Genomic DNA, 26,899 nt, shown 5'->3' with positions numbered 1-26,899 from the left:
TAGCTTGTCGAAGGGCTGCTCTTTCTTGCAACGGTGAAGAGAAGAAAAGTGCTTCGACAAGCGCAGCACGAACGAGGCTGAAAGATACTCTCCGCGTCTCCTCGTCTCCGCGTGAACCGAAAAATCACGCGCCGGGCACCCCCAGCAACTGCGCCTGCGCCTTCAACCGCCCCGCCGCCCCGGGGTTCGCAGCAATTCCGTCCTTCAGCGCCTGCGCGGCTTTCGCGGTTTCGCCCAGCGTCATCCGGCTGCGCATGAGCATGATCCAGCGGTCGACGTCGGCAGGATTGGCCTTCAGCTTGGCCTCCAGCCCGTCGACCATGCCCTGGATCATTTGATCCTGCTGACCCTTGGGCAGTTGGGACGCGGCTTCCATGTCGGCGCGGCTCGGCCCTGGAATGCCGCGGGCGGCGACGGGCATTTCCTCGGCGGTTAGCGGGCGCGCCTGCGTACGGGCGAGGCGGCTGGTGACGTCGATCTTGTGGATCGCACCGACCTGTTCGATCGTGCGGCGGAGGTCGGCCTCCCACGGCGCGCCCTGCGGCGTGTCGGCAAGCAGCGCGAACCAGTCGTTGATCGCGCCCTGATGATCGCCGCCAATGTCCTTTTTCACCGCGAGGAAATAGCGCGCGCGCGGATCCCTGGCATCAAGCGCAATCGCCTTGTCGAACGCGGCGAGCGCAGCGGCGGGCATCGGGTCGCTGTCGCTGCCCATCACCCGCGCCTCGCCCAGCGCCGACCACAGCCCGGCCGACTCGGGCGACAGCGCGGTCGCCTTCTCATAGGCCGCCGCGGCCCCGGCAAAATCGCTGAGGTCGAATCGCGCCGCGCCGAGTGCGGTCCACGCCTCGGCGCTGTTCGGTTCGCTCTGGGTGCGCGCTTCCAGAGCGGCAAGCTGGTCGGACGGCGCGGTGGCGCCCGGCGCCACCGGATCGGCACCGGTGGACGCCGAATCGCGCCAGATCGCAAAGCCGATCGCCGCCGCCAGCAGCACAAAAGCGGCGATGAGAATCGCACGGTTGGTGCCGGTCATGCCGCGCTTCGCGCCTTCGGCCATGCTCTTGGTCTCGCTCATTTTTGCCCCTTGGTGCGGCCAGTGAAAAAATGCCGCCTGTGCGCGCTGTCATATTGCCTTTGCTCGGCGATGGTGTAGCCTTTGACATACAAGGTCGGTCAACGATTAAATCGTCGGGGTCGCACCGGCTTTCCCAGTCATACCAGGGGAGGGGTGCATGGCAGTTTCGGATCACGTCGATTTTTCGACGTTCATGGAAGGCGTAAAGAAGCGTAACCCGGGGCAACCCGAGTTCGTGCAGGCTGTTCAGGAAGTATCGGAGGATATTTTCGACTTCATTGCCGACAAGGAAGAATATCACGCGCAGCAGATCCTGCGGCGCATTGCCGAACCCGATCGAGTCGTGTCTTTCCGCGTCTGCTGGGAGGATGACAACGGCAATGTCCGCGTCCAGCGCGGCTGGCGTGTCCAGAACAACAATGCCATCGGCCCGTACAAGGGCGGCATCCGGTTCCACCCCTCGGTCACCGAATCGGTGCTCAAATTCCTTGCGTTCGAACAGACGTTCAAGAACGCGCTGACCGGGCTGCCGATGGGCGGCGGCAAGGGCGGGTCCAACTTCAATCCCAAGGGCAAGAGCGTGCGCGAGATCATGCGCTTTTGCCAGAGCTTCATGACCGAGCTGTATCGCCACATCGGCGCCGACATCGACGTGCCCGCGGGCGACATCGGGGTCGGCGGGCGCGAAATCGGCTTCATGTTCGGCCAGTATAAGCGGATCACCAACGAGTTCACCGGGGTGCTGACGGGTAAAGGGCTCGAATGGGGCGGCTCGCTGATCCGCACCGAGGCGACCGGTTATGGCGCGGTCTATTTCCTCGCCAACATGCTCGCCGCCAAGGGACAGGATCTGGTCGGCAAGACTGCGGTTATCTCGGGTTCGGGCAATGTCGCGACGCACGCGGCGGAAAAGATCGTCCAGCTCGGCGGCAAGGTGCTGACCCTCTCCGATTCGGGCGGCTTCATCCACGATCCCGACGGCATCGATCAGGAAAAGATCAATTGGGTCAAAACCCACAAGACCCACCGCCGCGGCCGGATCGAGGAATATTGCGACGAATTTAAGGGTGCCAGCTTCACCGCGGGCAAAACGCCGTGGGGCGTGAAGTGCGACGTCGCACTTCCGTGCGCGACGCAAAATGAGCTGCTCGGCGACGACGCGCGCGAACTGGTCAAAAATGGCTGTATCGCGGTCAGCGAAGGCGCCAACATGCCGACCAATCTGGAAGGCGTGCATGTCTTCAAAGATGCGAAGATCATGTTCGCGCCGGGCAAGGCGGCCAATGCCGGCGGCGTCGCGGTGTCGGGGCTGGAAATGAGCCAGAACAGCGGGCGTCGCAGCTGGAGCGAGCCCGAGCTGCAGCAGATGCTCAAAGACATCATGGACGGCATTCACAAAAGCTGCATCACCTATGGCGATCAGGGCGGCGGCTATATCGATTATGTGAAGGGCGCCAACATCGGCGGCTTCAAAAAAGTCGCTGACGCGATGCTGGCTTTCGGGGTAGTGTAATTGCGGCCCTAAGGCGTAAAAAGCGCCGGGCCGGGGGAAAAGGGGTATTCGCGAATGACGACGCACGCTGGGAAGGAGCGCGGCGATCGGCCTTGGGCTGCGTTTGCGGCTCTGGCGCTGATGCTGCTCGCGCTGGCCGCGGCGGCGTTTGTCTTCGCACCCCCCGCCCGCTCGCAGGGTGAAAGCGCCGCAGTTTATACCGGCGTTGCGTCGTGCGCCGGATCGACCTGCCACGGCCGGATGGAGGGCGACGGGACCGTCGTGCGCCAGGACGAGCTGATGAAATGGCAGGAACCCTCGACCCCCGGCGGCGCGCACAGCCGCGCCTGGGCGGTGCTCAGCAACAATCGCAGCCAGTTCATTGCGCGCAACCTGGGCATTGGAGATCCCGCCACCGCGCAGATGTGCATCGGCTGTCACGCGACCGCCGGTGCGGTCGCCGCCAAGGGCGCGATGCGCGGCAGCGTGCCGACCGAGGATGGTGTCGGGTGTGAATCCTGTCATGGGCCGGCGGGCGGCTGGCTGGCGAGCCATTATGCCGGGGTCGGGACCAGCGCCAATCCCGACGCCGAAATGCGCCAGAAGCATCTCGCCAACCTGTCGGCGGGGCTGAAAAAGCTGGAGGATCCGGTGGTCCGCGCCGGGGTATGCGTCGACTGTCATTTCGGGTCGGCCAGCGACGGGCAGTTCGTCACCCACCGCATCATGGCGGCGGGGCATCCGCGCATCGCGTTCGAGCTCGACCTCTTCTCCTCGCTGCAGGCGCATCATCAGGAGGATGCCGATTATGGCTGGCGCAAATTCGGCGCCGCCAACGCGCGCACCGACCATGTCCAGATGTGGGCGGTGGGGCAGGCGACCGCGATCGAGCGCAGCCTGGCGCTGTTCCAGTCGCGGCGCGGGACCGAAGGGATGTTCCCCGAATTCTATTTCCTCGATTGCCACAGCTGCCATCGCCGCATTTTCGATCAGGCGAAGCCGGTGCGGACTGGCGTCGACAATCCGGGGCGGCAAATTCCGGAGGGGATGCCGCCCTATAATGACGAAAATCTGATCATGCTCGCCGCCGCCGCGCGGCTGGCCGCTCCCGCGCTCGCCGACCAGCTCGCGGCGCGCACCGCGGCGTTCCACAAGGCGATGGCGACTGACCGCCCCAGCGCGGTCGCCGCCGCGGCGCAGTTGTCGCAGACCGTCGCGGCGCTCAAGAGCGCCTTTGCGGCGCGCAGCTTCACGGGGACCGACGCCTTTGCGATGGTCGACGCGATTTCGGCGAAAGCAATCGGCGACCGCTTCACCGATTATTCGGGGTCGCAGCAGGCGGTGATGGGGGTCGATACCTTGCTCAATGCGATGGTGTCGTCGGGGCGCGTCACCGTCGGCGCCGCAGCGGGCATCCGCGGCGATATCGACCGGGCCTATGCCGCGGTGAAGGATCCCAACGCCTATAAACCCGCCGAATTCCAGGCGTCGCTCGGCAGCGCAGTGCGCGCGATCCGGGCGCTACGGTAAGATCATGCGAAACAGGAGCCAGTTTTTCCGCTCAGCGGCCTTTGCCGCGATGGGGGCGTTGCTGCTGACATCGTGCGGTGGTGGAGGCGGCGGAGGCAGCACGCCGACGCCAAGTCCGACCCCCTCACCCACCCCGACCCCGACTGGCGGCCTCTACACCCCGCCCGCCGCCGAGGCGCTGACAACCAGCGACGTCGAACGCGTGCTGGCGCAAGGCATAGCGGAAGCGCAAGCGCGCGGCCTGCCCTCGGTGATCGCGGTAACCGACCGCGTCGGCAATGTCCTCGGCGTGTTCCGCATGACCGGCGCGCGCGCGACGGCGACGACCGCCGGCGCGCCGAACGGCGTGAACATCGACGCGCAGAATGTCACTTTTCCAGCCGAAAGCGGCGCGATCGCTAAGGCGGTGACGGGTGCGTATCTGTCGAGCGGCGGCAACGCCTTTTCGACCCGCACCGCCAGCCAGATCGTCCAGGAACATTTCCCGCCCGCGCCGACGACCGTCGGGCTCGAAAGCGGCCCGCTGTTCGGGGTGCAGTTCAGCCAGCTGCCATGCAGCGACCTGTCGGCCCGTTTCGGCGCGGCAGGCGGCGCAGCGCTGATCGGCCCGAAACGCTCCCCGCTCGGCCTCGCCGCCGATCCGGGCGGGCTGCCGCTTTACAAGAATGGCGTGCTCGTCGGCGGCATCGGGGTGATGGGCGACGGTGTCTATGGCAGCGATCCCAATATCCTCGACATCGACAATGACCCCGAGGAATTCATCGCGCTGGCGGGAACGCGCGGGTTCGAAGCGCCCTCGACGATCACCGCCGACAAGATCACCGTCGATGGGACCAGCTTGCGCTTTTCCGACGCGAGTTTTGCCGGGGTGATGACCAGCGGCGGCGCGAGCTTTGCTAGCCTCAACGGCAGCGTGGGCAGTCTGGTCGCGGTGATCGGCTATGCCAATGCCGCGGTGACCGCGGGGACCGCCTATGGCAGCGAAGCGTCGGGCATTCGCGCTTCGACTGCCGCCGAATTTTCGAACCGCGATGCCTTTGTTCTGACCGACGGCAGCGGCACCAACCGCTATCCGCTGCGCGCCGGGACCGACGGCGCGACCAACGGCGCGCCGCTGACGCAGGCCGAGGCGCGCGCGGTGCTCGAAGAGGCGTTCACGGTGATGAGCCGCGCCCGCGCGCAGATCCGGCGCCCGCTCGACAGCCGTGCGCAGGTGACGATCAGTATCGTCGACACGCACGGATCGGTGCTCGGCATCGTCCGTTCGCCCGACGCGCCGATTTTCGGGACCGACGTCAGCCTGCAAAAAGCACGCACCGCGGCCTTTTTCTCGGGCGCACAGGCCGCGACTGAGCTCGGCGCCAATGCCAGCGCCGACATCCGCCAGTTTGTCCCCGCGACGCGCACCTTCCTGAACGATCCCGCCGCGCTCACCGGCACGATCGCCTTCTCCGACCGCGCCAATGGAAATCTTTCGCGACCCTATTTCCCCGATGGCGAAGTAGGACGTCCGCCGGGGCCGCTGTCGCGTCCGATCGCGCAGTTCAATCCCTTCTCGACCGGGCTGCAATCGGCACTCATCATCGGTAATCTCGGCGCGCATCTGGGCTTCATTTCGGGTGCGAGTCCGACCGATACGCCGCAACGCTGTACGACGCTGCCCGACGTCGCGGCGGGGCAGAACCGGCTGCAGAACGGCATCCAGATTTTTCCCGGCTCGGTCCCCATCTATCGCGGCAACCAGCTGGTCGGGGCGATCGGGGTGTCGGGCGACGGCATCGATCAGGACGATATGATCAGCTTTCTCGGCGCGCATAACGGCGGCGCGCGCGTCGGCAGCATCGGCAATGCCCCGGCCACCCTCCGCTCCGACCGCGTCGTCGTGACACTCGCCGACAACCGGACGGTGCGACTGCGCTATATCAGCTGCCCGTTCGCGCCGTTCCTCGACACGGCGCAGCAAAATGTCTGCGACGGGCTGTAGGCGATGATGGCGGGGGGCAGCCTTTGGCCGATCATCGCGAGCCTCGCGGCGCAGGGCGCGCCTGGGGCCGAGGTGACGCCGCCGCCACCCGCGCCCGAAGATCCGCCAGTTGCCGGGGACGCTGCGACTACCGAACAGCCCGCCGACGAACTGATTCCGCCGCCGCCGCCCGTCGACTGGCAGGACATGATCAAGGACGATCTGGTCACCCAGATCATCGAAGGGCGACGCCGTCCCGGCTATCGCCCCGACCTGCCCGACGCGCTCAGCCAGGACAATGTCGGCGCGCTGCGCCCGCCGCCACCGCAGGCGTTTCCGGGAATGGAGGACCAGTTGCCGGTCCCCGACCGCTGGCGCCTCATCGAGTCGCTCGGCGTGGTCAAGGAACGCTGGTTCGACCCCTATCACCAGAACACCTATAAGGGCGACCGCGCGATCGACCGTAGCAAGGTGCCGTGGTTGCCGATCAAGGGCGACGACTGGTTCATCGTCGCCAATGCGGTGTCCGACACCGTGCTCGAACCGCGCACCTTCCCGATCCCCGTTGGGGTTCAGACCACCGAACGCCCTGGCAGCCTCGACGTGTTCGGCAAGGACCGCAGCTTTGTCTTTGCCCAGACCTTCATCGTCGGCGCGGCGCTGATCAAGGGGTCGACTGCGTTCAAGCCGCCCGACATCGAATATCGCGTCACCCTTGCCTATCAGGCCAATTATGTCGACGTCCCCGAACGGCGCGTCCTCGACGTGCGCCCGTCGAAGGCGAGCCATCGCTACGACTCGTTCCTGGGGGTGCAGGAATTCTTCGTCGACAAGCATCTCGGCAACACGTCGGACCGTTATGACTTTTATTCGGTGCGGCTTGGTATCCAGCCGTTCCAGAGCGATTTTCGCGGCTTCCTGTTCAATGACAGCCAGCTCGGGCTGCGTTTTTTCGGCAATCGCGACAACAACCGTTTCCAATATAATTTCGCGGCCTTCTGGCGGCTCGAAAAAGACACCAATTCGGGTTTGAACGACATCACCCAGTCTCCGCGCGACGACTTCGTCCTGACCGCCAACCTCTATCGCCAGGATTTTCCGGTCGTCGGGCTGACCAGCCAGGTCAGCGTGACCTACAATATGAACCGCGAAAAGAACGACGTGCAGATCGACCATAACGGCTTCCCGGTGCGTCCGGCGCTGCTCGGCGACCTGCGCGGGCGTGAATATGATGTCGTTTATCTTGGTTACAGCGCCGACGGACGGATCGGGCGGATCAATCTGACCGCAAGCTTCTATGCGGCGCTCGGCGAAGACCGGAACAGCTTCTTCACCAGCAAACCGGCGCAAATTCGTGCGGGCTTTGGCGCAGTCGAGCTTAGCTACGACTATGACTGGATGCGCTTCCGTCTCTCGGGCCTCTACGCGACCGGCGACGGCGATCCGTATAACAACACCGAGGGCGGCTTCGACGCGATTTTCGAAAACCCGATCTTCGGCGGCGCCGATACCAGCTATTGGATCCGCCAGACGATCCCCTTTGCTGGCGGCGGCCGCGTCATTTCGATCAACGGCCGCAACGGCATCCTGAATTCGCTACGCTCTTCGAAGGAAGAGGGGCAGTCGAATTTCAACAACCCCGGCACCGTGTTCGTCGGCGTCGGCGCCGATTTCGACCTGACCCCCGAATTTCGCGTCAGCGCCAACGCCAATCATCTGTGGTTCGAAAATACCTCGTCCTTGCAGGCGCTGCGCACCGAAGGATCGATCCCCAAGGATATTGGCTTCGACTTGTCGGTCGCGACGATCTGGCGGCCGAAGGCGACGCAGAACATCGTCGGACGTCTCAGCGGCGCGGTGCTGATCCCCGGCAAGGGGTTCAAGGATCTGTTCGATAACAAGCAGAAGAACGACGCCTATGTGTCGATCCTCGCCAATGTGATTTTGAGTTTTTGATGATGATGATGCGCAAACTCTTTGCCCTGTTGGCCTTCGTCACGATGTGCGCCGCCTTTGGCGCCAGCGTGGTTCGCGCCGCCGAGGAAGAGAAGCCGCTCAAGATCACCTATCGCTTCACGCCGCCCGCGCCGCGCGAACAAAGCGAGGCCGATGTCAGCGCAAAGTCGGAGGGCTGCTACAGCTGCCACACGCGCACCGACCAGCCGTCGATGCACGCGACCCCTGCCGTGCGTTTGGGCTGCACCGATTGCCACGGCGGCGACGCGAGCCAGGTCGGCACCCCCTCGCTCGGGTACACGCACGCCACCAACAAGGCGGTGATGGCGCTCGCGCATCCGCAGCCGACCTTGCCCGGCGCCTGGCACGACAGCTCGGCGAACCCGCAGCGCAGCTACACCCTGCTCAACAAGGAATCGCCCGAATTCATTCGCTTCGTGAACCCCAGCGACTACCGCGTCGCGCGCGAGGCGTGCGGCGCGTGCCACCTCGAAGTGATCGAGGCCACCGAACGCTCGCTGATGTCGACCTCGGCGATGCTGTGGGGCGGCGCGGCGTATAACAATGGCATCGTGCCGTATAAGAATTACGTGTTTGGAGAGGCTTACACGCGCACTGGCGAGGCCGCCTGCATCCTTTCGCCCTCTTCGCGGCTGACCGCCGAGGAATATAAGGAGGCGTGCAAGCCCAGCTTCGGGTTCGACAAGATCTTGACCGACGACGAGAAAAAGCGCGGCGCACTGGCCAAAATGTATCCGCTGCCGCGCTGGAGCGTGATCCCGCCGGGCGACGTGTTCCGCGTCTTCGAACGCGGTGGGCGCAACATCGCGACGCAATTCCCCGAAATCGGCCTGCCCAACCCGTCCGGCAGCATCCAGCGGCTCGAGGAGCCCGGGCGCCCCGACCTCAAACAGTCGAACCGCGGCCCCGGCACGGGACTGCGCGTCGCGATCCCGGTGCTCAACATCCACAAGACGCGTCTCAACGATCCCTTGATGTGGTTCATGGGGACGAACGACCAGCCCGGCGATTACCGCCATTCGGGCTGCTCGGGCTGCCACGTCGTCTATGCCAACGACCGCGAGCCGCGGCATAGCCTGACCTATGCTAAATATGGCCGCGACGGCGAAACCGACACCGTCGATCCGACGATCCGCGAGAAGCTTTGGACTGGCGGCGGCCATGACGGCGACAAGAAGCTTGCGGGTGGCGGCCATTCCGAGGCATCGCATATGGCCCCCGACGACGGCTTTGTTGGCGAAACCGGACATGGCGGGTTGATCGACCCAGCCGCCGCAGCGCCCGGCGCGCCGCAACGCGAACCACGCCCGCGCCGCGAATCGGGGCATCCGATCAGCCACGCCTTCACCCGCGCGATCCCGACCTCGCAGTGCATGACGTGCCACATGCACCAGCCGAACATCTTCCTGAACTCGTATCTCGGCTACACGATGTGGGATTATGAATCCGACGCGCCTCAGATGTGGCCCGGCCCCGACAATAGCGCGCCGCGCCCGCCGGGGATGAGCGACGAGGACTATCAGAAAAAGTACAAGCAGCAGCGCTATCCGACCGCGGCCGAGGCGCATGCGGTGCTCGAACGCAACCCCGAGGCCGCGGCGACGCGCGGACTATGGGCCGACGTCGAGTTTCTGCGCGACGTCTATGACGTCAACGACAGCAACAAGGATACACAGTTCGCCGATTATCACGGCCATGGCTGGAACTTCCGCGGCATCTTCAAGCGCGACCGCAATGGCAATCTGCTCAGCGCCGACGGCAATATGTCGACCTACGGCACCGATACCGCGAACATCATCGACCCCCGGGATCCCGAAAAATGGCGCAAAAGCTGCAGCTATTACACCGATCCCAAGGAGCGCGACCTGTGCCTGTCGAGCGCCGATCCCGGCAAACCGGGGGTCGAAGGCAAGTTCGTGCCGCCCGGTATCAACCCCGGCAAGTCGGTCCATATGATGGACATCCACGCCGAAAAGGGGATGCAATGCGCCGATTGCCACTTCGCGCAGGACAGCCATGGCAATGGCTATATCCAGGGCGAAGTGGCCAATGCGGTCGAGATCAGCTGCAAGGATTGCCACGGCACTGCCGACGCCTTCCCCAACTTGCTCACGTCGAACGTCGCGGCGCGGCCGCAGGGCAACAATCTCGCGCTGCTGCGTAACCCCGACGGACGGCGCCGCTTCGAATTCCAGTATAATGACGATGCCGAGGTGATCGGGCTGATCCAGCGCTCGATCGTCGATCCCAAGCTCGAATGGCAGGTCAGCCTGGTCAAGCAGGCGGTGACGCCGGGGCCGCATTTCAACGCCAAGGCGGCGCGCGCCAAGCTGATGGCGCGCGCGGGCAGCGACGACGGCAAGTTTGAGTGGGGGCCGGGGGTCGCGAAGGAAGACCGCGCGCATGGCGACGACAAGCTGACCTGCTTTACCTGCCACCTGTCGTGGACGACGAGCTGCGGCGGTTGCCATTTGCCGATCGAGGCAAACTGGAAAACCAAGATGCACCATTTCGAGGGCGAGGAGACACGCAACTTCGCGACCTACAACCCGCAAGTGGCGCGCGATGAGATGTTCCAGCTTGGCCGGCACCAGCTGACCAAGCCCGGCGAACCCGGTCCGAACGGCGAGGTCCGCGGCATCATCACGCCCGTCCGATCGACCTCGGCGCTGATCTTGTCGTCGACCAACATCAACCGCGAGCGTATCTATGTGCAGCAGCCGCCGATCTCGTCGGCGGGTTATTCAAGCCAGGCCTTCGCGCCACATTTCCCGCACACCGTGCGCCGTTCCGAAACCAAGCAGTGCAGCGACTGCCACGTGTCGGCGAGTGACGACAATAATGCGATCATGTCGCAGCTGATGTTACTCGGCACCAACTTCGTAAACTTCGTCGGCCTCAACGTCTGGTCGGGAATGGAAGATGGTTTCCAGGCCACCCGCGTCACCGAATGGGACGAGCCGCAGGCGGTGATCGGCAGCTACCTCCACAAATATAGCTATCCCGACTACTGGAAGCTGCACGTCGACCAGAACGGCCGCGAGCTCAAGAAATGGGTGCGCGGCAAGACCTTCGACAAAAAGGGATCGGGCGAAACGCAGGCGCTCGAAGAGTTTGAGAATATCGTCCAGGACACCAGCGGCCGGGTCAATTGCCTCCAACAGCGCGGCGAATATATGTTCGTTGCCGAAGGACGCGGCGGCTTTCGTATCTATGACGTCGCGTCGATCGGCAACAAGGGTTTCTCCGAACGCATCATCCGCGCGCCGTTCTCGGCGCTCGGCCATGACACGCATGTGAAGACGAAGAATGCGACCTGCATGGCAATCGCAACGACGCAGCCGATCAGCGTCAGCCGCAACGAGAATATCGTCAAGAATTTCCCCGAGAACCACGAACAGGTGATGCACGACATCTACCGCTACGCCGTCATCACCGACAGCGTCGAGGGACTGGTGCTCGTCGACATTGACACGATGGCCGACGGCGAATTGCGCAACAACAAACTGACGCGCGCGCTGACGTGGAACGAGGGCAATGTACTGGCGGGGGCGCGGCATGTCACGCTGGCGGGAAGCATGGCCTATATCACCACCGACGCCGGACTGGTCGTGCTCGACCTCTCAACGCCGCTTGCACCCAAGGTGACCGCGCAACTGCCGCTGACTGACGCGCGCGCCAGTGCGGTGCAGTTCCGCTACCTGTGGGTCACCGACGCCGAGGGGGTGAAGCTGTTCGACGTCACCAATCTGGCGGTGCCGGTCGCGGTGCCGGAGGGGACCGTCCGCCTCGCCAATGCGCGCAAAATCTACCTGGCACGCACCTATATGTATGTCGCGGCGAAGGCCGACGGCCTCGTCATCGTCGATGTAACCCGCCCCGCGGCGCCGATCGTCTGGCCGGGGCTGACCTTTGGCGGTGCAATGACCGACGCCGAGGACGTTATCGTCGCCTCGACCAACGCGTCGCTATTCGGTTATGTCGCCGACGGGCGCGGCGGCATCAAGGTGATCCAGCTGACCAGCCCCGACAACCCCGGCCTCTACGGCTTCTCGCCCAAACCGACCCCCGAACTGATCGCCTGGGCCAAAACCCCATCGCCCGCGCTCGCGCTGTCGAAGGGGCTAGACCGCGACCGCGGGGTCGACGAAACCGGCGGCCAGATGGCGGTGTTCGGGCGTCTCGGATCGCGACCGTTCACCCGGCCTGAAATGGAGAAGCTGTTCCTCAACAGCAAGGGGCTGGTGTACAAGGTCCGCGACGAGGTCGATCAGGACGCGTGGCGCCCGCCGCTGGTTTACGCGAACTGATGGCGAAGGCGGGTAACGACCAAAACCAGCCGTGGCCCCCGCCTTGGCGGGACCACTTGCAAATGTTAGCGGTCGCTTAGGGCGAGCGTCCTAGTGAACGAACCTTGCCACCACGTCGCGATAGCTACGGCTCACCTTCACCTGTGCGCCCGATCCGAGCACCAGAAAACATTCTCCGTTGGTGTGCGGCTTGACCTGCTTGACCTGTGACAGGTTGACGATCGTCGAACGGTGGACACGCTGGAAGTTGCGCGGGTCGAGCCGTTTTTCCAGATCCTTCATCGTCTCGCGCAGGATCAGGCTGTTGTCGGCAGTGTAGATGCACATATAATCGCCCGCGGCATCGATGCGTTCGATGCTGTCGACATCGACGCGGAAGATCTGGCCGCGATCCTTGATGTTGATCATCTTTTCATAGCGGTCGGCGGCATGCGCATCCGGCTGCGTTTCGGCGTCATAATCATCGACTGCATCGGGAGCGACCTCGGCGAGAACCGTTTTCAACCGTTCGACCTCGGCCACGCCGCGCTTCTCGGTGAGGCGCTGGCGCACCCGATCGAGCGCGTCGGCGAGCCGCTCGGGCTCGACCGGCTTGACCAGATAATCGACCGCCTGCGCTTCGAAGGCCCGGATCGCATGATCCGAGTAAGCGGTGACAAACACGACCAGCGGCGGTTCGACCTCCATCAGTCCCTGAATCACCGAAAATCCGTCGAAGCCCGGCATCTGGATGTCGAGGAACACCAGATCGGGCTTGTGGGTCTTGATCTTGCGGATCGCCTCGCGACCATTTTGCGCGGTGTCGACGATTTCGACATCGGTATGCGGTTCCAGCCGCAGTTGCAGGCCCTGGGTAGCCAGTTTCTCATCATCCACCAGGATGGTTCTGATCGTCATGTTCGTTCGGTTCCAATCGTCATTTGCCCATCGGGCTGAAACGGAAACTCGATAATCACCGTGAACCCGCCATCAGCGCCGCGTTGGGCATCGAACCGGTGCTGGTCGCCGAAAGCCTGCGCCAGACGGTCCCTGATATTGGCTAAACCCACGCCGGTCGATTCCGTTGCAAGGCCCGTGGTGGGGTCCGCGCGGTCGGCTGACAATCCCGCCCCGGTGTCGGACACGGTAATCCGAACATTTTGACCGGCCAGCTGTGCCGAAATCGTTATATCGGCGCCGTCTTCCTGCGGCGTGACCGCATATTTGATCGCGTTTTCGACCAAAGGTTGCAGCAGCAGCGAGGGCAATCGGGCGCGTGCAACCACCGGGTCGATAGCGAAATGGGGGCGCAGCCGCTCTTCGAAACGCATTTTTTCGATGTCGAGATAGAGTTTCAGCGTCTCGATCTCCTGCGCCAGCGTGACCTGCGCGGTGGGTTCATTGGCGAGCGTGTAGCGCAGGAAAGCTGACAGCCTCGACAGCATGGCATTGGCGGGCTCGGTCTGTTTGAGCAGCACCAGCGTCGAAATACTGTTCAGCGTGTTGAACAGAAAATGCGGGTTGAGCTGATAACGCAGCATCGCGAGCTGCGCCGAGGCTGCCTGCGCTTCGAGCCGGATAACGCGGTCATTCTGTTCCTCAAGCTGGAGGAAATAGTTGATCGCGAAATAGAGCGCCGACCATGCCGCGAGCGAGGTCGCGTCGATATAGACCGCGCCAAGCAGCAGGCTGGTAAACCCCGCTTCGCTGTTCGGATTCTGGATCTGCGCAACCCAGGCATCGATAAACGCCCATAGTGCGGTAGCGATGCCCGACAGGCCAAAACTGACCCCCCACATCAGCAGCGGTCGGCGGCTGATCAATGCGCGGTAGCACACCGCAAGGATGAGCGAGAGCGAGAAGCCGGTGATCGCCGAAATCGTCTGCGGGACCAAGAAGGTGAGAGGTTGTCCATTGGCGAGCCCCGACACCCCACGCAGGCCGAGCCACGCGGCCCAGCCCAATATCTGAAGATTCCAGAAGGCGCGGACCTTATTGTCGAAAAAAGGCCCCGGCGAAGACAGGCGAAACAGCGGCATGGGGGTCCGTAGGGTGGAGATGGTCAGCGGCTCCGCGCGCGAAGATGCATACCGGCGCGGCCGGTCATTCGGCGGCCACCGGCGCCAGTCCACCCTCGGCGCGGACCCGCGCCTGACCGAGCGGCTGAAGTTCGGCGCGATGCTTCCACAACAATTCCTTGTAGTTGATCACGCGGCCATCGTGCGCGGTCAGCGTCACCGGCCCGATCGGCTGTTCGTCGCGCGCATCGACCAGCACCGGGGTAGACGGCACGCCGGCGCCCCATTTTTCGCCCCATTGGCGCAGCGCGATCATCGCGGGCAACAGTTCGATGCCCTTTTGGGTCAGCTGGTAACGCACCTTGCGGCGGTCTTCGGTCATCACTTCGCGCGCCATGATGCCGTGGTCGACCAGCCGTGACAGCCGGTTCGACAATATGTTGCGCGCGATGTTCAGTTCCTGCTGAAATTCCTCGAAATGATGGACGCCGTTAAAGGCCGCGCGCAGGATCATGAACGACCAGCGTTCACCCATCGCTTCCAGCGCCAGCGGCAGGGCGCAATTGCCCCCGTCCATGTCGTTCAAGACTTCGCGTAATTTTCCCATAACCCAAGCCCTAACGCAAAATCAGCCGCCGCACCAAAAAAATATAGGGCCTGCGTTGCGTTTCGCAACGGGATAGATTGCCGCTACGGCAAACGCGACCGGCGCGCGCGCTAGATTGCGTCAGGACGTGATCCGGTTACGCGCCACGATAACCCACCAGCGCGTGAGTGTCAGCAAGCGGCTGGCGACATGCCAGGGATCAGCCTGGAAAGCGCGGAGCACGAGATCACCGCGCCAGCGCCAGTGGCTGCGCAGCACCAGCCCAAGCAATATTTCGCTACGTCGGCGCGGCGGCAGCGTGTCGGGAAGGGCGCGCTCGACGATCTGCGCCGTGAGCGCCTGAATCGCGTCACCGCGCTGGTTGGTCAGGCTGCCGCCATGCTTGCGATAGAGATAAAGATCTTCATCGAGAGTGACAAAGCCGAATTGCCGGGCCGCGCGCAGCCAGAAATCATAGTCTTCGACGCCGAACAGATCGACGTCATACCCGCCCAACGCTTGGGTCACACGAGCGCGATACAGGAAGCAGGCGCCGATATTATTACCGAGCAGAAGCCGCTCGACCGGACCAGCTTTTGACTGTCCCAGTTCCGCGCCATGTTCGTCGATCAGGGTGAAGGCGGCGTGTGCGATGTCGGCTTCCGGATGCGCGTCGAGCGTCTCGACGAGGCGGCCGAGCATTTGTGGCCGCAGCAAATTGTCGTCCGAGGTCCAGCTGTGAAACGCGCCGCGCGCCAACGCAAAGCCCGCATTGAGCGCTGCAGGCAGGCCGACATTGGTATCGAGCTGCAACAGCCGGACGCGTTGATCGTGCGCGGCAGCGGCGGCCATGATCGCGGGCGATTCGTCGCGCGAGGCGTCATCGACCAGAATGAGCTCGAAATCGGCAAAATCCTGCGCAAGCACCGAGTCTATCGCTTCGGCGAGCCAGCGCGCCCCATTGTGCACGGGCATCACCATCGACACCCGTGGCGACGTGGTCGAATCGAGCGTATCGGTCCCCATCAGGCACTTGTCCTAACCGCGACGACCGAAGCTTCCAATCGCCTTTACCAAAGTTGCTAACGCACAGGCGACGCGCGCAATCAGATTTCGCATTGCAATTGGGCCGACATGAACGACATTGGTCGCAATGCTGCGTCAATATGAACTTGTCGAGCGCGTACGCGCTTATGATCCCGACGTCGACGAGGCGCTGCTTAATCGCGCCTATGTGTTCACCGTCCAGAAGCATGGCAGCCAGAAACGCGCCTCGGGCGATCCCTATTTCAGCCACCCGGTCGAAGTCGCGGGGATTTTGACCGACCTCCACCTCGATTGCGAGACAATCGTTACTGCGCTGCTCCACGACACGCTGGAGGACACGCTGGCTACCCCCGACGAGATCGAACGCTTGTTCGGCGCCGATGTCGCGCGGCTGGTCGACGGGGTGACCAAGCTCAGCAAGATCGAAGCGCAGACCGAGAATGAGCGTGCTGCTGAAAATCTGCGCAAATTCCTCCTCGCGATGTCGGACGATATTCGGGTGCTGCTGGTCAAGCTCGCCGACCGGCTGCACAATATGCGCACGCTGCATTTTATCCAGAACCCGGAAAAGCGGCGGCGCATCGCCAAGGAGACGATGGATATCTATGCCCCGCTCGCCGAGCGGATCGGCATGTACGAATATATGCGCGAGATGCAGTTGCTGGCGTTCAGCGAGCTTGAGCCCGAAGCCTATGCGACAATCACCGGCCGTCTCGCGAAGCTGACCGCCGGGGGCAAGGACAAGGTCGCCGGGATCAGCCGCGACTTCAAAGAACTGCTCGCCGCCGCGGGAATCGAGGCCGAGATCTCGGGGCGCGAAAAACATCCTTATTCGATCTGGCGCAAGATGCAGGAACGCCATGTCAGTTTCGAACAGGTCACCGACATCATCGCATTTCGCATCGTCACCCCGACCGACGCCGATTGCTATGCCGCGCTCGGGCTGATCCACCGCAAATGGAAAATGGTCCCCGGCCGCTTCAAGGATTATATCTCGACCCCCAAGCGCAATGGCTACAAGTCGCTGCACACGACGATCATGCACCAGCAGAATATGCGGATCGAGATCCAGATCCGCAGCCTGGGTATGCACCAACAGTCCGAATTCGGCTTCGCCGCCCACTGGGCGTACAAGCAGGGCGGCGCCGCCCCTGACGGTCAGGCGGGCTGGATCCGCGACCTGATCGAGATTCTCGAACAGACGCACGATGCCGAGGAGTTCCTCGAAAACACGCGCATCGCGATGTACCAGGATCGCATCTTTGCCTTCACCCCAAAGGGCAGCCTGCACCAGCTGCCCAAAGGTGCGACCCCAGTCGACTTTGCCTACGCCGTCCACACCGGGCTGGGTGACCGCACCGTGGGCGCCAAGGTCAATGGTCGGCTGGTTCCGCTCCGGACGCAGCTCGCCAATGGCGACACTGTCGAAATTCTCTCATCCGACAAACAGACGCCGCAGCCGACTTGGCTAGGTTTCGCCGTCACCGGCAAGGCTCGCGCCGCGATTCGCCGCCATGTGCGGTCGAAGGAAAAGGTCGAGCTCGCCGCGCTGGGCCGCAAGATGTACGACGAAATTGCGCTGCGCCTGCCGAACAAGGTCGGCGACAAGGCGCGCAGCGCGGCACTGAAGCGGCTCAAGCTTGACGATGACAGCGCGCTCTATGTCGCGATCGCCAAGCAGCGGCTGACCGACAATATGGTGCTCGAAGCGCTGGTTCCCGGCATTACCGCCGAAATGAAAGCCAAGCCCGGCAAGTTTGGACAGGGCGCCGCGGTGTCGATCGCCGGACTGACTCCGGGCGTCGCGTACCAGCTCGCCGATTGCTGCCACCCCGTCCCCGGCGACCGTATCGTCGGCCTGGCGCGCCCGGGCGAGGGGATCGAGGTGCATGTCATCGACTGCCCCAGCCTGGCCGACGGGGTGGATGCCGACTGGATCGACCTGCGCTGGCAGGAGGACAGCGAGGGCGGCAACGCGCGGCTGTGCATCGTCATCCTCAACGAACCCGGCACGCTGGCCGAAATGTCGGGCATTTTGGCCGCCAATTCAGCGAACATCACCAATTTGCGGCTGTCGAACCGCGAGGGCGGTTTTCACACCTATGACGTCGTCGTCGAAGTGCGCGACGTCCACCATGTTATGCGGATCCTGTCAGCGCTGCGCGCGTCGGACACGGTGGTGCAGGCGGAGCGGTTATAATGTCCGATTTGGGATGGTGGGAAACGGACGAGCCCCGCTCCGCGGGATGATCCTCGCTCACGCGAAGGCGGGGGTGATGGACCTAAAGCTGATGCCCGGTCCGATCTCGCTTCGTCGCCAGATATTGCTCGTTGTGCGGATTGGCCGGCAGCGCCAACGGCAGGCGCTCGACCACTTCGACGCCCTCTTTCTCCAGTCGCGCGACTTTTTCGGGGTTGTTGGTCATCAACCGGATCTGCGGGATGTTCAGCAATTCCAGCATGCGCCCGGCAATTGCGAAATCGCGCGCCTCGACCGGAAAGCCGAGCCGCAAATTGGCGTCGACCGTGTCGTAGCCCTGATCCTGCAGCGCATAAGCGCGCAGCTTGTTGACCAACCCGATGCCGCGCCCTTCCTGCCGCAGGTACAGCAGCACCCCCCATGGTGCGTCGGCCATCGCGTGGAGCGCGGCGTGGAGTTGCGGCCCGCAATCGCATTTCAGGCTGTCGAGCACGTCGCCGGTCAGGCACTCGCTGTGGAGGCGGACGACGGGCGGATTGCCGTCGCGTTGGCCGATGACCAGCGCGACATGATCCGAAGCTTCCTCGGGCGAACGGAAAGCGATGATTTCGGCGGTTTCGCTGGCCGCAACGGGCAGGCGCGCGCGCGCGGCGATCTGCAGGCGCGCCGGGTCGAGCAGCGTGGCGACATCGTCGGCGGTGCATCCTGTCTCGGCTTCACCGACAGCGTCGCGGACAAAAAAAGCCGGAAGCAGGCCCGCATGGCGAGCCATCGTCATCGCGGCGGCCGCGGCGGTGTCACCGCCGGTGGCGATGGTACGAAACGGACCTTTGAGCGGGTGGGCGAGATCGAGCGCCGGGTCGGCGATCGCCAGCGCCGCGGTGACGGTGCTGGCGGCTGAAGTCAGGCGCACCGGACCAGGTGCCGCCGCGACACGCTGATTGGTCAGCTTCAGCGTTACCGCGCGCTCGCCCGACAGCAGGACATCGTGGCTGGCAAATTCCACGAGCGCGTCGTCGCGCGCGCTTTCGACCGCGAGCAGGTCGAGCGCGCCCTCCGCCCCTTCGACGCGAAAGGGCCAGCCCCGTCGCAGCGCGTCGATCGCGCGCGCGGCCCGGCGGGCGCCCCTATGGTCGGCGTCGCTCAAAAAGCAAATTCCGTCACCAGCGGGATATGATCCGACGGGCGTTCCCAGCTGCGCGCCGGCTGGACGATGCGGTGCGACACCGCTTTGTCGAGCAGGTCGGGCGTCACCCACATATGGTCGAGGCGGCGGCCGCGGTTCGACGCTTCCCAATCCTTCGCGCGGTAACTCCACCAAGTGAACAGCGGGGTCGGCGCCGCGATGAAATGGCGGCCAAGATCGACCCAATTCGATGCCGCCTGCAACCGCGCGAGCGTTTCGACCTCGACCGGCGTGTGGCTGACGACATCGAGCAGCGCCTTATGGTTCCACACATCGCTTTCGAGCGGGGCAACGTTGAAATCACCGGTCAGCACGGTGGGGGTGCCATTCAGCGCCCCCGACCATTCGGTCATACGGCCAAAGAAATCGAGCTTCTGCCCGAATTTGGGGTTGAGGGTGCGATCGGGAATGTCGCCGCCCGCCGGGATATAGACATTGTCGAGCCGGACCCCCGACGGCAAAGTCACCCCGACGTGGCGCGCCTCGCCATTCGCCTGCCAGTCATATTTGCGCACTTCGGTCAGCGGCACCTTGCTGACGATCGCGACGCCATGGTGCATCCGCTGGCCGTGGGTGACGATGTGGGTATAGCCCCGCGCCCGGAACATATCCTGCGGAAAGGTGCCGCATTCGACTTTGGTTTCCTGCAAGCACAGGACGTCCGGTGCTTCTTCGCGCAGGAATTTTTCGACGATGCCGATGCGGGCGCGGACGCTGTTGATATTCCACGAAGCGATGCTGGTGCGAGTCATGCGGTGGCTCTATCGGCGCCGCGCGCGCGGCGCAACGAGGATGCTTGGGGTGTGCCAGCGCCGAGAATCATAAACCCCCGTCCCAGGGGCGGTGGAACGGGGGTTCAAGGTCAGCGTTCGTCACGCTCTTGAATGAAGACACCGGGCAATCCGGGTGGGGCAACAGGGGGAAACCCAAATCCGGGGCCGTGTTGGCGTCTTCGAGAGTTGAATTAGCCCCGCGTCCCTGTCGCCAAGCTGAACGAAAAACGGCGGCACAGCGCCGATTTTGCAGTTCGTCGATGCTGGGCGACGGTTCGGCGGAAAAAGGCCGGGGAATTTTGCAAGAAAACGCCCCGGCCCGAATTTTTCGTTCAGCTTCGGTCAGCGACCACGCTTGTTCGGGCGAGGATCGGTCCAGCGGAACGCCGAATCGGCGACCGCGACGTTGAATTTCTGGTTACTGAGGTCGATCCGCGTCCGGTTGTTCTGCGAATCGAGCGCGACCCATCCGCGCAGACGCAGTCCGGCGGGTGCGCCACTATCGCGCACGAACACCATCGTGATCGTGCCATATTCGGGGCGTTTGGTATCCTTGACTTCGACACTCAGCACATCGTTGCTGCCGGTGGGGATGACCTTGGCATATTTGGTCAGGTCGCGATCGGGGTCGAGCAGCGCGCCGAGCGGTGAATTCTTCACCGGCCAGCGCTGCACCTGCCGCACCTCGTAATCGATCATCGTCAGTGAACTCCCGTCGCCGACGATCAGCAACGGGACGTCCTTCTGATATTGAAACCGAATCTTGCCGGGGCGTTTGAGCGTCAGCTTGCCCGACAGGCGCTGGCCGTTGCGGTCGGTCTGGACGAAATCGGCGGTCATCGACCCGGTCGATTTGAGATGCGACTGCACCGCCGCGAGGGTGGTCGACGACTGCGCGATCGCAGGAACGCCGATCGCGAGCCCGGCGACGGTCAATGGCGTCAGCATCCAGGCGGCAAGGCGGGTGAGGGGATTCTTCAGGGTCATGGGACTCTCATTCTGTTCTATGTTCGCTCGGCTCATCGCAGGCTGGCATTGAACCCGCCGTGAACCTGCTCGTCAGACGCGGTTCAAACCGCGAGACGGGCGAAGGTTCCTCACCGCTGCTGGCCATATTGATCGGTCAGCACATCGCGGCGGCCGACATGGTTGGGCGGACTGACCAGCCCTTCCTCCTCCATCCGCTCGATCAGCCGCGCGGCGCTGTTGTACCCGATGCGCAGCTGGCGTTGCAGCCAGCTGGTCGACGCCTTCTGGCTTTCGACGACGATCTGGCAGGCTTTTGCATACATGCGGTCCTCGGCGCTGTCGCCGCCCGCGGGAGCGCCCTCCATCGCAAAGCCGCCATCCTCGGGATCCTCGGTGACGCTCTCGACATAGTCGGGGCGGCCCTGCCCGCGCCAATGATCGGCGACCGCGCGCACTTCGTCGTCGGACACGAACGGACCATGAATACGCGTGATCTGCTTGCCGCCGGGGACATAGAGCATATCGCCCTTGCCAAGCAGCTGTTCGGCACCCGCCTCGCCCAAAATGGTGCGGCTGTCGATCTTCGACGTAACGTTAAAGCTGATGCGCGTCGGCAGGTTCGCCTTGATCACGCCGGTGATGACGTCGACCGACGGGCGCTGTGTCGCGAGGATCAGGTGGATGCCCGCCGCGCGCGCCTTTTGCGCGAGCCGCTGGATCAGAAATTCGACCTCTTTGCCGGCGGTCATCATCAGGTCGGCGAGCTCGTCGACGACGATGACGATCTGCGGCAGCGGCGCATAGTCGAGCGCCTCTTCCTCATAGACCGGCTGTCCGGTGTCAGGGTCGTAGCCGGTCTGGACGCGGCGGCCGAGCGACTTGCCCTTGGCGAGCGCGCCGCGGACCTTGTCGTTGTAGCTCGCGAGGTTGCGCACCGACAGCGACGACATCATCCGGTAGCGGTCTTCCATCTGCTCAACCGCCCATTTCAAGGCACGGATCGCCTTTTTGGGTTCGGTCACCACCGGGGCGAGCAGGTGCGGGATGTCGTCATAGACGCTGAGTTCCAGCATCTTGGGATCGATCATGATCATCTTCACTTGGTCGGGGCCAAGGCGGTAGAGCAGCGACAGGATCATCGCGTTGAGCCCGACCGACTTACCCGAGCCGGTGGTGCCCGCGATCAGCAGGTGCGGCATCGGCGCGAGATCGGCGATCATCGGGTCGCCGCTGATATTCTTGCCGAGGATGATCGGCAGCGCCCCGGTCTGGTCCTGGAACAAGGCACTGCCGATGATTTCGTGCAGCACCACCGACTCACGGTTGGCGTTGGGCAGTTCGATGCCGATCACGGTGCGGCCCGGAATCGGCGCGATGCGTGCCGAAAGCGCCGACATGTTGCGCGCGATGTCATCGGCGAGGTTCGACACGCGGCTCGCCTTCGTCCCCGGAGCGGGTTCGAGTTCGTACATGGTGACGACGGGGCCGGGGCGGACCGCAGTGACGACGCCCTTGACCTGAAAATCCTCTAGCACTGATTCGAGCAGGCGCGCGTTGCGCTCCAGCCCGGCCTTGTCGATCTGGCCGGTCGGTCCCGGCGGCGGCGGCGCGAGCAGGTCGATCGACGGCAGCTGATAATTGGTGAACAGCTCGGTCTGCGGCTTGGGCCGGGGCTTCGACGGCGCGGTGCGCTGAGCGGGGTCCGCGATCTCTGGCGGCGCGCGGTCGCTGGGTTCGGCGATCGCGCGTGGGCGCACGACGCGCTCCATCAGGTTCGGCGCCCTGCCACCGTCGTCGGCGACGCGCGCCGGCTCGGCGATGCGGCTGCGATCGGCGGCGGGCAGGCGGAAGCGCGACTCCCATCCCTTTTCCAGCCGCAGCGCGCGCCACGCGAGCCACAGGCCGATGGTGACGAGCAGCAGGATGGTGGCAATGCGAATCAGCGCCGCCGCGGGTTCGCCCGCCGTCGCAAACAGCGGCGTGATCGCGCCGCCGATCAGCAGCGCGATAATGCCACCCCAGCCCGCGGGCATCGGTGCGCTCGTCGCGGGCGCCCACAGCTCGGCGCCCAGCCCGACGAGCAGAATGCCGATGAAGCTGTAGGCGAGCTGGCGCCGCCAATAGGGTTGCGGCGCGCCTAGCCACAGCCGCCATGCGAGCAAGCCGAGCAGCGGCAGCAGCAAGGCAATCCCGACGCCGCCGATTGCTAGGCCGAGATCGGCGAACCACGCGCCCGCGCTGCCCATCCAATTGGCGGCGGCGCCGTGCGCGGCGGTGTTGAGCGCGGCATCGGTGCTGTCATAGGTGACGAGCGCAAGGGTCAGGAACAGCGTGAACAGCGCGAGCGCCGCCGCGGCGCTGATCACCAGCGATCGCGCGATGCTCTGGCGGAAAACGGTGCGCCAATCGGCCTTTGCCGGTGCGCCCTTGCGGCTGGCCATGCTGTTTACCGTCCCTATCAGTTAACCACGGCGATATGCACATGCGCCGGACTCGCCGTCAAGCGCGCGGCAGCGCGTGTCCACAGCCTTTCCAAGCGCCCCGCCGCGCGCTAGGGCAGGTTCATGAGTGAAACGCTGCGCAGCGATGTCCTGATCTCGGGGGGCGGCCTCGTCGGTCAGGCGCTCGCCCTGGCCCTGTCGCACCATGGACTGTCGGTCCAGATCGTCGATCCCGCCGACCCGGTCACAACGATCGCGCCGGGCTTCGATGGCCGCGCTTCGGCGATCGCCAGCGCGACTTGGCAGATGTTCGAAGTGCTGGGGATCGCCGTGCGGCTCAAGGGTCATGGCTGCCCGATCCGCGCCATTCAGGTCGCCGACGGCGCCCCCGACAGCGGCCGCGGCGGTAATCTCGATTTCGTCACCGCTGACGGCGACCCGCCGCTCGGTACGATGATCGAGAACCGCCAGCTCCGCCTTGCGCTTGCCGCGGGGCTTGCCGATGCGCCGCTGGTCCGGTTGCATATGCCCGCCGCGGTCGTGTCGCGCGATATCGATGGCCATGGCGTCACGCTGACCCTCGCTGACGGGACAAAGCTCGTCGCCCCGCTGCTGATCGTCGCGGAAGGCCGCCGTTCGCCGACGCGCGACGCCGCAGGATTCAGCATTGCCAACTGGTCGTACCACCACCATGCCCTGATCGGCGCGGTGTCGCATGAACGGACGCACGACAATGTCGCGCACGAAATCTTCTACCCCACCGGCCCCTTCGCGCTGCTGCCGCTGGTCGATGACTCCGAGGGACGGCATCGCTCGGCGTTCGTGTGGACGGTCGCCGAAAATGACGGTCCCGGTTTCGCCAAGCTCGGTGACCGCGGCTTTGTCGCCGAATTGCAGAAGCGCGCGGGCGGGGTGCTTGGCGCGATGCAGCTCGTCGCGCCGCGCATGACCTATCCGCTCGGCTTCCACCACAGCGCGTCAATCGTCGCCGAGCGCATCGCGCTGGTCGGCGACGCCGCACATGGCATCCATCCGATCGCCGGGCAGGGACTCAACCTCGGCCTGCGCGACGTCGCGGCGCTGACCGAAGTGCTCGTCGAGGGCGCACGTCTCGGGCTCGACCTCGGCGATGCTGCCTTGCTCGCGCGCTATCAGCGTTGGCGCGGGCTCGACAATATGATGGTCAGCCTCGCCACCGACGGTCTGACCCGCCTGTTCGGCATCCCCGGCCGGACCGCCGCCGCGGTGCGCCGCACCGGCTTGGGAGCGGTGGAGCGCCTGCCGATGCTCAAGCGCTTCTTCATGGACGAGGCGCGCGGCGAGGCGGGCGATTTGCCAAGGCTGCTCGCCGGGGCGGAGGTCTAAACGCAACCTCTTAGCCCGTTCGTGTCGAGCGACGTCGAGACACCTCGCGGTCTTGCGCATTGTCGAAGGGCATCGTCGAGGGGGCATCTGATTTCGCTAGATCCGAACGGGATTGTACCTATTTCTACTTACATCCCATCAGCCCGCCGCTCACCATATTTGCCTATCCCCGGCACCGCGGCACCAACGCCGCGGCACGATGGGACTGGACCATCATATCGTGCGCCGCGCGCTGACCGACAACATGCGCCATATGGCGCCTCGCAAATTGAACTGAGCACCCGCCTATTGCAGCGTCGCGCGCCCGTCGTCGCTGTCATAGCGGCCGAAAAATTGCATCAGCTGGACGACCAGCTCGGCGCGCGCGTCGATCGGGGTCGCCTCCAGCAGTGCCTGCTTCGCTGCGGCATCGAAGGGCGCGACCTGCGCGATGCCGTTGACCAGCGTCGCATCGTCGAGCTGACCGACAGAATCCCAGTCGACGACATAGCCCTGCCGCGCCGCAAAGCGCTTGGCCTCGCGCTCCAGGCTGGCGCGTTCGATGCTCGAAAGCACCGCGTCGTCCTCGATCTCGGTTTCGATCTCAGCCTCGACCTGGCGAAACGGGGTGACGACATCGAGCTCGCGGCGGACGCGAAAGCGCGCGACGCCTTCGAGCACGAGGTTGAAGCGCCCTTCGTCAAGCGCCTCGACATCGACGATGCGTCCGACGCAGCCGACATCATAAAGCGCGGGCGGCTCGCGGCTTTCTTCGCCGGGCAACTGGCGCGGCTGGATCATCCCGATCTGACGGTCGCGCGCCAGCACTTCCTGCACCATCGCCGAATAGCGGGGCTCGAAAATATGCAGCGGCAAGTGCAGCCCGGGAAACAGCACCGCGCCGGGCAGCGGAAAAATCGCGATCCGCTGGATGGTCAGGGGCGCGGTTTCGCCCATCAGCCGAACAGGATCAGTGACAGGCGGCGGCGCTGCGCTGCAACCCACGGATCTTCCAACCCGACGGCTTCGAACAGCGCCAGCAATTTGGCGCGCGCGGCATCCTCCTGCCATTCGCGGTCGGCGCCGACGATGTGGAGCAGATTGTCGGCGGCGGCGTCGCGCTGGCCCGCGCCGATCTGTGCGCTGGCGAGGTCAAAGCGCGCCTGATGGTCGTCGGGGTTCGCTGCCACCACGGCTTCGAACGCGGCCAGTTCACCAGCGTCGGGGGCATCGGCGGCGAGCGCCAGCGCGCTTTTCGCCTGCGCGATCGCGGGATCGTCGGCGAGTTCGGCGGGCACCATGTCGAGCACGCCCTGCGCGCTCGACAGGTCACCCGCGAGCACAAAGGCGCGGATCAACCCTCCATGCGCCGCGGCGTTGTCGGGCGCCATCTCAATGATCTGCCCAAAAATGCCGGCTGCGCGTGTCCCGTCGCCTTCGGCCAGCACGGTTTCACCCATTTCGATCAGCGGCGCGATTTCGACCGCGCGCGCCTTCGCCTCGCTTTCAATCGGCAGCTGCGCGAGCAGCTGGTCGATCATTGTCTTCAACTGGCTTTCCGTGCGCGCGTTGGTAAGATTGGCGACCGGCTGCCCCTGAAAAATCGCATAGACGGTCGGGATCGACTGGACCTGGAACTGGCTGGCGATGAAGCGATTCGCATCGACATCGATTTTGGCGAGCAGCACGCCCTTGTCGGCATAATCGGCGGCGACCTTTTCCAAAATCGGGGTCAGCTGCTTGCACGGCCCACACCATTCGGCCCAGAAATCAAGGATCACCAGATTGGTCATCGACGGTTCGACGACATCGCGGCGGAAGGCTTCGACGGCTTCCTTCTCGGTGGGGTTCAGACCCAAAGTGGCCACGCGTCATGCTCCTGTTCAAAATACCGGACCATCTATGTGGGAACTGCGGCGAATATGCCAACCCTTCGCCCGCGATAAGATGCGAAAAGCATGAAGGGGCTTGCCGACTCAAAAACCCGATGCTAAGCGCCCGCCTCACCC

At 64.3% G+C, this 26,899-nt stretch carries 18 protein-coding genes; 7 read left to right on the top strand and 11 right to left on the bottom strand.

Translation table 11 applies throughout. From position 1 onward, the window contains the following. Nucleotides 1-124 precede the first annotated feature (124 nt). On the bottom strand, nucleotides 125-1,075 hold the full coding sequence (locus CDQ92_RS04075; RefSeq protein ID WP_088440080.1) for a tetratricopeptide repeat protein: 951 nt from the start codon (nucleotides 1,073-1,075) through the stop codon (nucleotides 125-127). Between the two features lie 157 nt (nucleotides 1,076-1,232). Between CDQ92_RS04075 and gdhA the strand changes: the two genes are divergently transcribed. The 5 genes from gdhA to CDQ92_RS04050 are packed head-to-tail and all read left to right on the top strand — an operon-like array spanning nucleotide 1,233 to nucleotide 12,347. Then, nucleotides 1,233-2,588 carry an NADP-specific glutamate dehydrogenase gene (gdhA, locus tag CDQ92_RS04070; RefSeq protein ID WP_088440079.1) on the top strand — a complete coding sequence of 452 codons (1,356 nt, stop codon included), beginning with the start codon at nucleotides 1,233-1,235 and terminating at the stop codon, nucleotides 2,586-2,588. Between the two features lie 54 nt (nucleotides 2,589-2,642). Beyond that, nucleotides 2,643-4,097, top strand: a complete 1,455-nt coding sequence (locus CDQ92_RS04065) for a multiheme c-type cytochrome (protein WP_088440078.1) — start codon at nucleotides 2,643-2,645, stop codon at nucleotides 4,095-4,097. Nucleotides 4,098-4,101: 4 nt separating this feature from the next. Continuing rightward, nucleotides 4,102-6,081 carry a heme-binding protein gene (locus CDQ92_RS04060; protein ID WP_088440077.1) on the top strand — a complete coding sequence of 660 codons (1,980 nt, stop codon included), beginning with the start codon at nucleotides 4,102-4,104 and terminating at the stop codon, nucleotides 6,079-6,081. A 3-nt stretch (nucleotides 6,082-6,084) separates the two neighbouring features. Then, the gene (locus CDQ92_RS04055) at nucleotides 6,085-8,016 is read left to right on the top strand and encodes a hypothetical protein (RefSeq protein ID WP_188682401.1); all 1,932 of its coding nucleotides are present in this window, start codon (nucleotides 6,085-6,087) and stop codon (nucleotides 8,014-8,016) included. Nucleotides 8,017-8,021: 5 nt separating this feature from the next. Further along, entirely contained in the window at nucleotides 8,022-12,347 is a 4,326-nt protein-coding gene (locus CDQ92_RS04050) for a hypothetical protein (RefSeq protein WP_373289660.1), read from the top strand. A gap of 90 nt (nucleotides 12,348-12,437) precedes the next feature. Here the strand turns inward: CDQ92_RS04050 and CDQ92_RS04045 are convergent, their stop codons facing one another. The 4 genes from CDQ92_RS04045 to CDQ92_RS04030 form a co-directional block, all read right to left on the bottom strand. Then, on the bottom strand, nucleotides 12,438-13,244 hold the full coding sequence (locus tag CDQ92_RS04045) for a LytR/AlgR family response regulator transcription factor (protein ID WP_088440075.1): 807 nt from the start codon (nucleotides 13,242-13,244) through the stop codon (nucleotides 12,438-12,440). Further along, nucleotides 13,241-14,365, bottom strand: coding sequence for a sensor histidine kinase (locus CDQ92_RS04040; RefSeq protein ID WP_088440074.1), 1,125 nt, complete (start codon nucleotides 14,363-14,365; stop codon nucleotides 13,241-13,243). The genes CDQ92_RS04045 and CDQ92_RS04040 overlap by 4 nt, the downstream gene beginning before the upstream one ends. Before the next feature lie 64 nt (nucleotides 14,366-14,429). Further along, nucleotides 14,430-14,951 carry a winged helix-turn-helix transcriptional regulator gene (locus tag CDQ92_RS04035; RefSeq protein WP_088440073.1) on the bottom strand — a complete coding sequence of 174 codons (522 nt, stop codon included), beginning with the start codon at nucleotides 14,949-14,951 and terminating at the stop codon, nucleotides 14,430-14,432. Nucleotides 14,952-15,071: 120 nt separating this feature from the next. Then, nucleotides 15,072-15,956 (bottom strand): glycosyltransferase family 2 protein, encoded by an 885-nt coding sequence (locus tag CDQ92_RS04030; protein ID WP_088440072.1) that lies wholly within the window; start codon nucleotides 15,954-15,956, stop codon nucleotides 15,072-15,074. A 127-nt stretch (nucleotides 15,957-16,083) separates the two neighbouring features. Here CDQ92_RS04030 and CDQ92_RS04025 point away from each other — a divergent pair, with 127 nt between their 5' ends. Continuing rightward, nucleotides 16,084-18,177 (top strand): RelA/SpoT family protein, encoded by a 2,094-nt coding sequence (locus CDQ92_RS04025; RefSeq protein ID WP_088440071.1) that lies wholly within the window; start codon nucleotides 16,084-16,086, stop codon nucleotides 18,175-18,177. A gap of 82 nt (nucleotides 18,178-18,259) precedes the next feature. On the opposite strand, the gene ribA is transcribed toward CDQ92_RS04025, so the two are convergent. From ribA to CDQ92_RS04005, 4 genes are all read right to left on the bottom strand, one after another. Further along, a complete protein-coding gene (gene ribA / locus CDQ92_RS04020) occupies nucleotides 18,260-19,324 on the bottom strand; it encodes a GTP cyclohydrolase II (RefSeq protein ID WP_088440070.1) in 1,065 nt (354 codons plus the stop codon). Beyond that, nucleotides 19,321-20,115, bottom strand: a complete 795-nt coding sequence (locus CDQ92_RS04015) for an exodeoxyribonuclease III (RefSeq protein WP_088440069.1) — start codon at nucleotides 20,113-20,115, stop codon at nucleotides 19,321-19,323. The genes ribA and CDQ92_RS04015 overlap by 4 nt, the downstream gene beginning before the upstream one ends. Nucleotides 20,116-20,478: 363 nt before the next feature. Beyond that, nucleotides 20,479-21,123, bottom strand: a complete 645-nt coding sequence (locus CDQ92_RS04010; RefSeq protein WP_188682403.1) for a LolA family protein — start codon at nucleotides 21,121-21,123, stop codon at nucleotides 20,479-20,481. A gap of 110 nt (nucleotides 21,124-21,233) precedes the next feature. Next, nucleotides 21,234-23,546, bottom strand: coding sequence for an FtsK/SpoIIIE family DNA translocase (locus CDQ92_RS04005; protein ID WP_088440068.1), 2,313 nt, complete (start codon nucleotides 23,544-23,546; stop codon nucleotides 21,234-21,236). A gap of 123 nt (nucleotides 23,547-23,669) precedes the next feature. Between CDQ92_RS04005 and CDQ92_RS04000 the strand changes: the two genes are divergently transcribed. Continuing rightward, a complete protein-coding gene (locus CDQ92_RS04000) occupies nucleotides 23,670-24,911 on the top strand; it encodes an FAD-dependent monooxygenase (protein ID WP_088440067.1) in 1,242 nt (413 codons plus the stop codon). Between the two features lie 285 nt (nucleotides 24,912-25,196). Here the strand turns inward: CDQ92_RS04000 and CDQ92_RS03995 are convergent, their stop codons facing one another. Both CDQ92_RS03995 and CDQ92_RS03990 read right to left on the bottom strand, forming a co-directional pair. Further along, entirely contained in the window at nucleotides 25,197-25,847 is a 651-nt protein-coding gene (locus CDQ92_RS03995) for an LON peptidase substrate-binding domain-containing protein (protein WP_088440066.1), read from the bottom strand. Next, nucleotides 25,847-26,758: a tetratricopeptide repeat protein gene (locus CDQ92_RS03990; RefSeq protein WP_088440065.1), complete on the bottom strand. Its 912-nt coding sequence runs from the start codon at nucleotides 26,756-26,758 to the stop codon at nucleotides 25,847-25,849. Before CDQ92_RS03990 ends, CDQ92_RS03995 begins: the two co-directional genes overlap by 1 nt. Between the last annotated feature and the right edge of the window lie 141 nt (nucleotides 26,759-26,899).

Source organism: Sphingopyxis bauzanensis (genome assembly GCF_002205675.1).
In the GTDB taxonomy this organism is placed as follows: domain Bacteria; phylum Pseudomonadota; class Alphaproteobacteria; order Sphingomonadales; family Sphingomonadaceae; genus Sphingopyxis; species Sphingopyxis bauzanensis.
The sequence above is the reverse complement of the archived record's forward strand: the minus strand, read 5'-3'. Positions and strand labels throughout refer to the sequence as shown.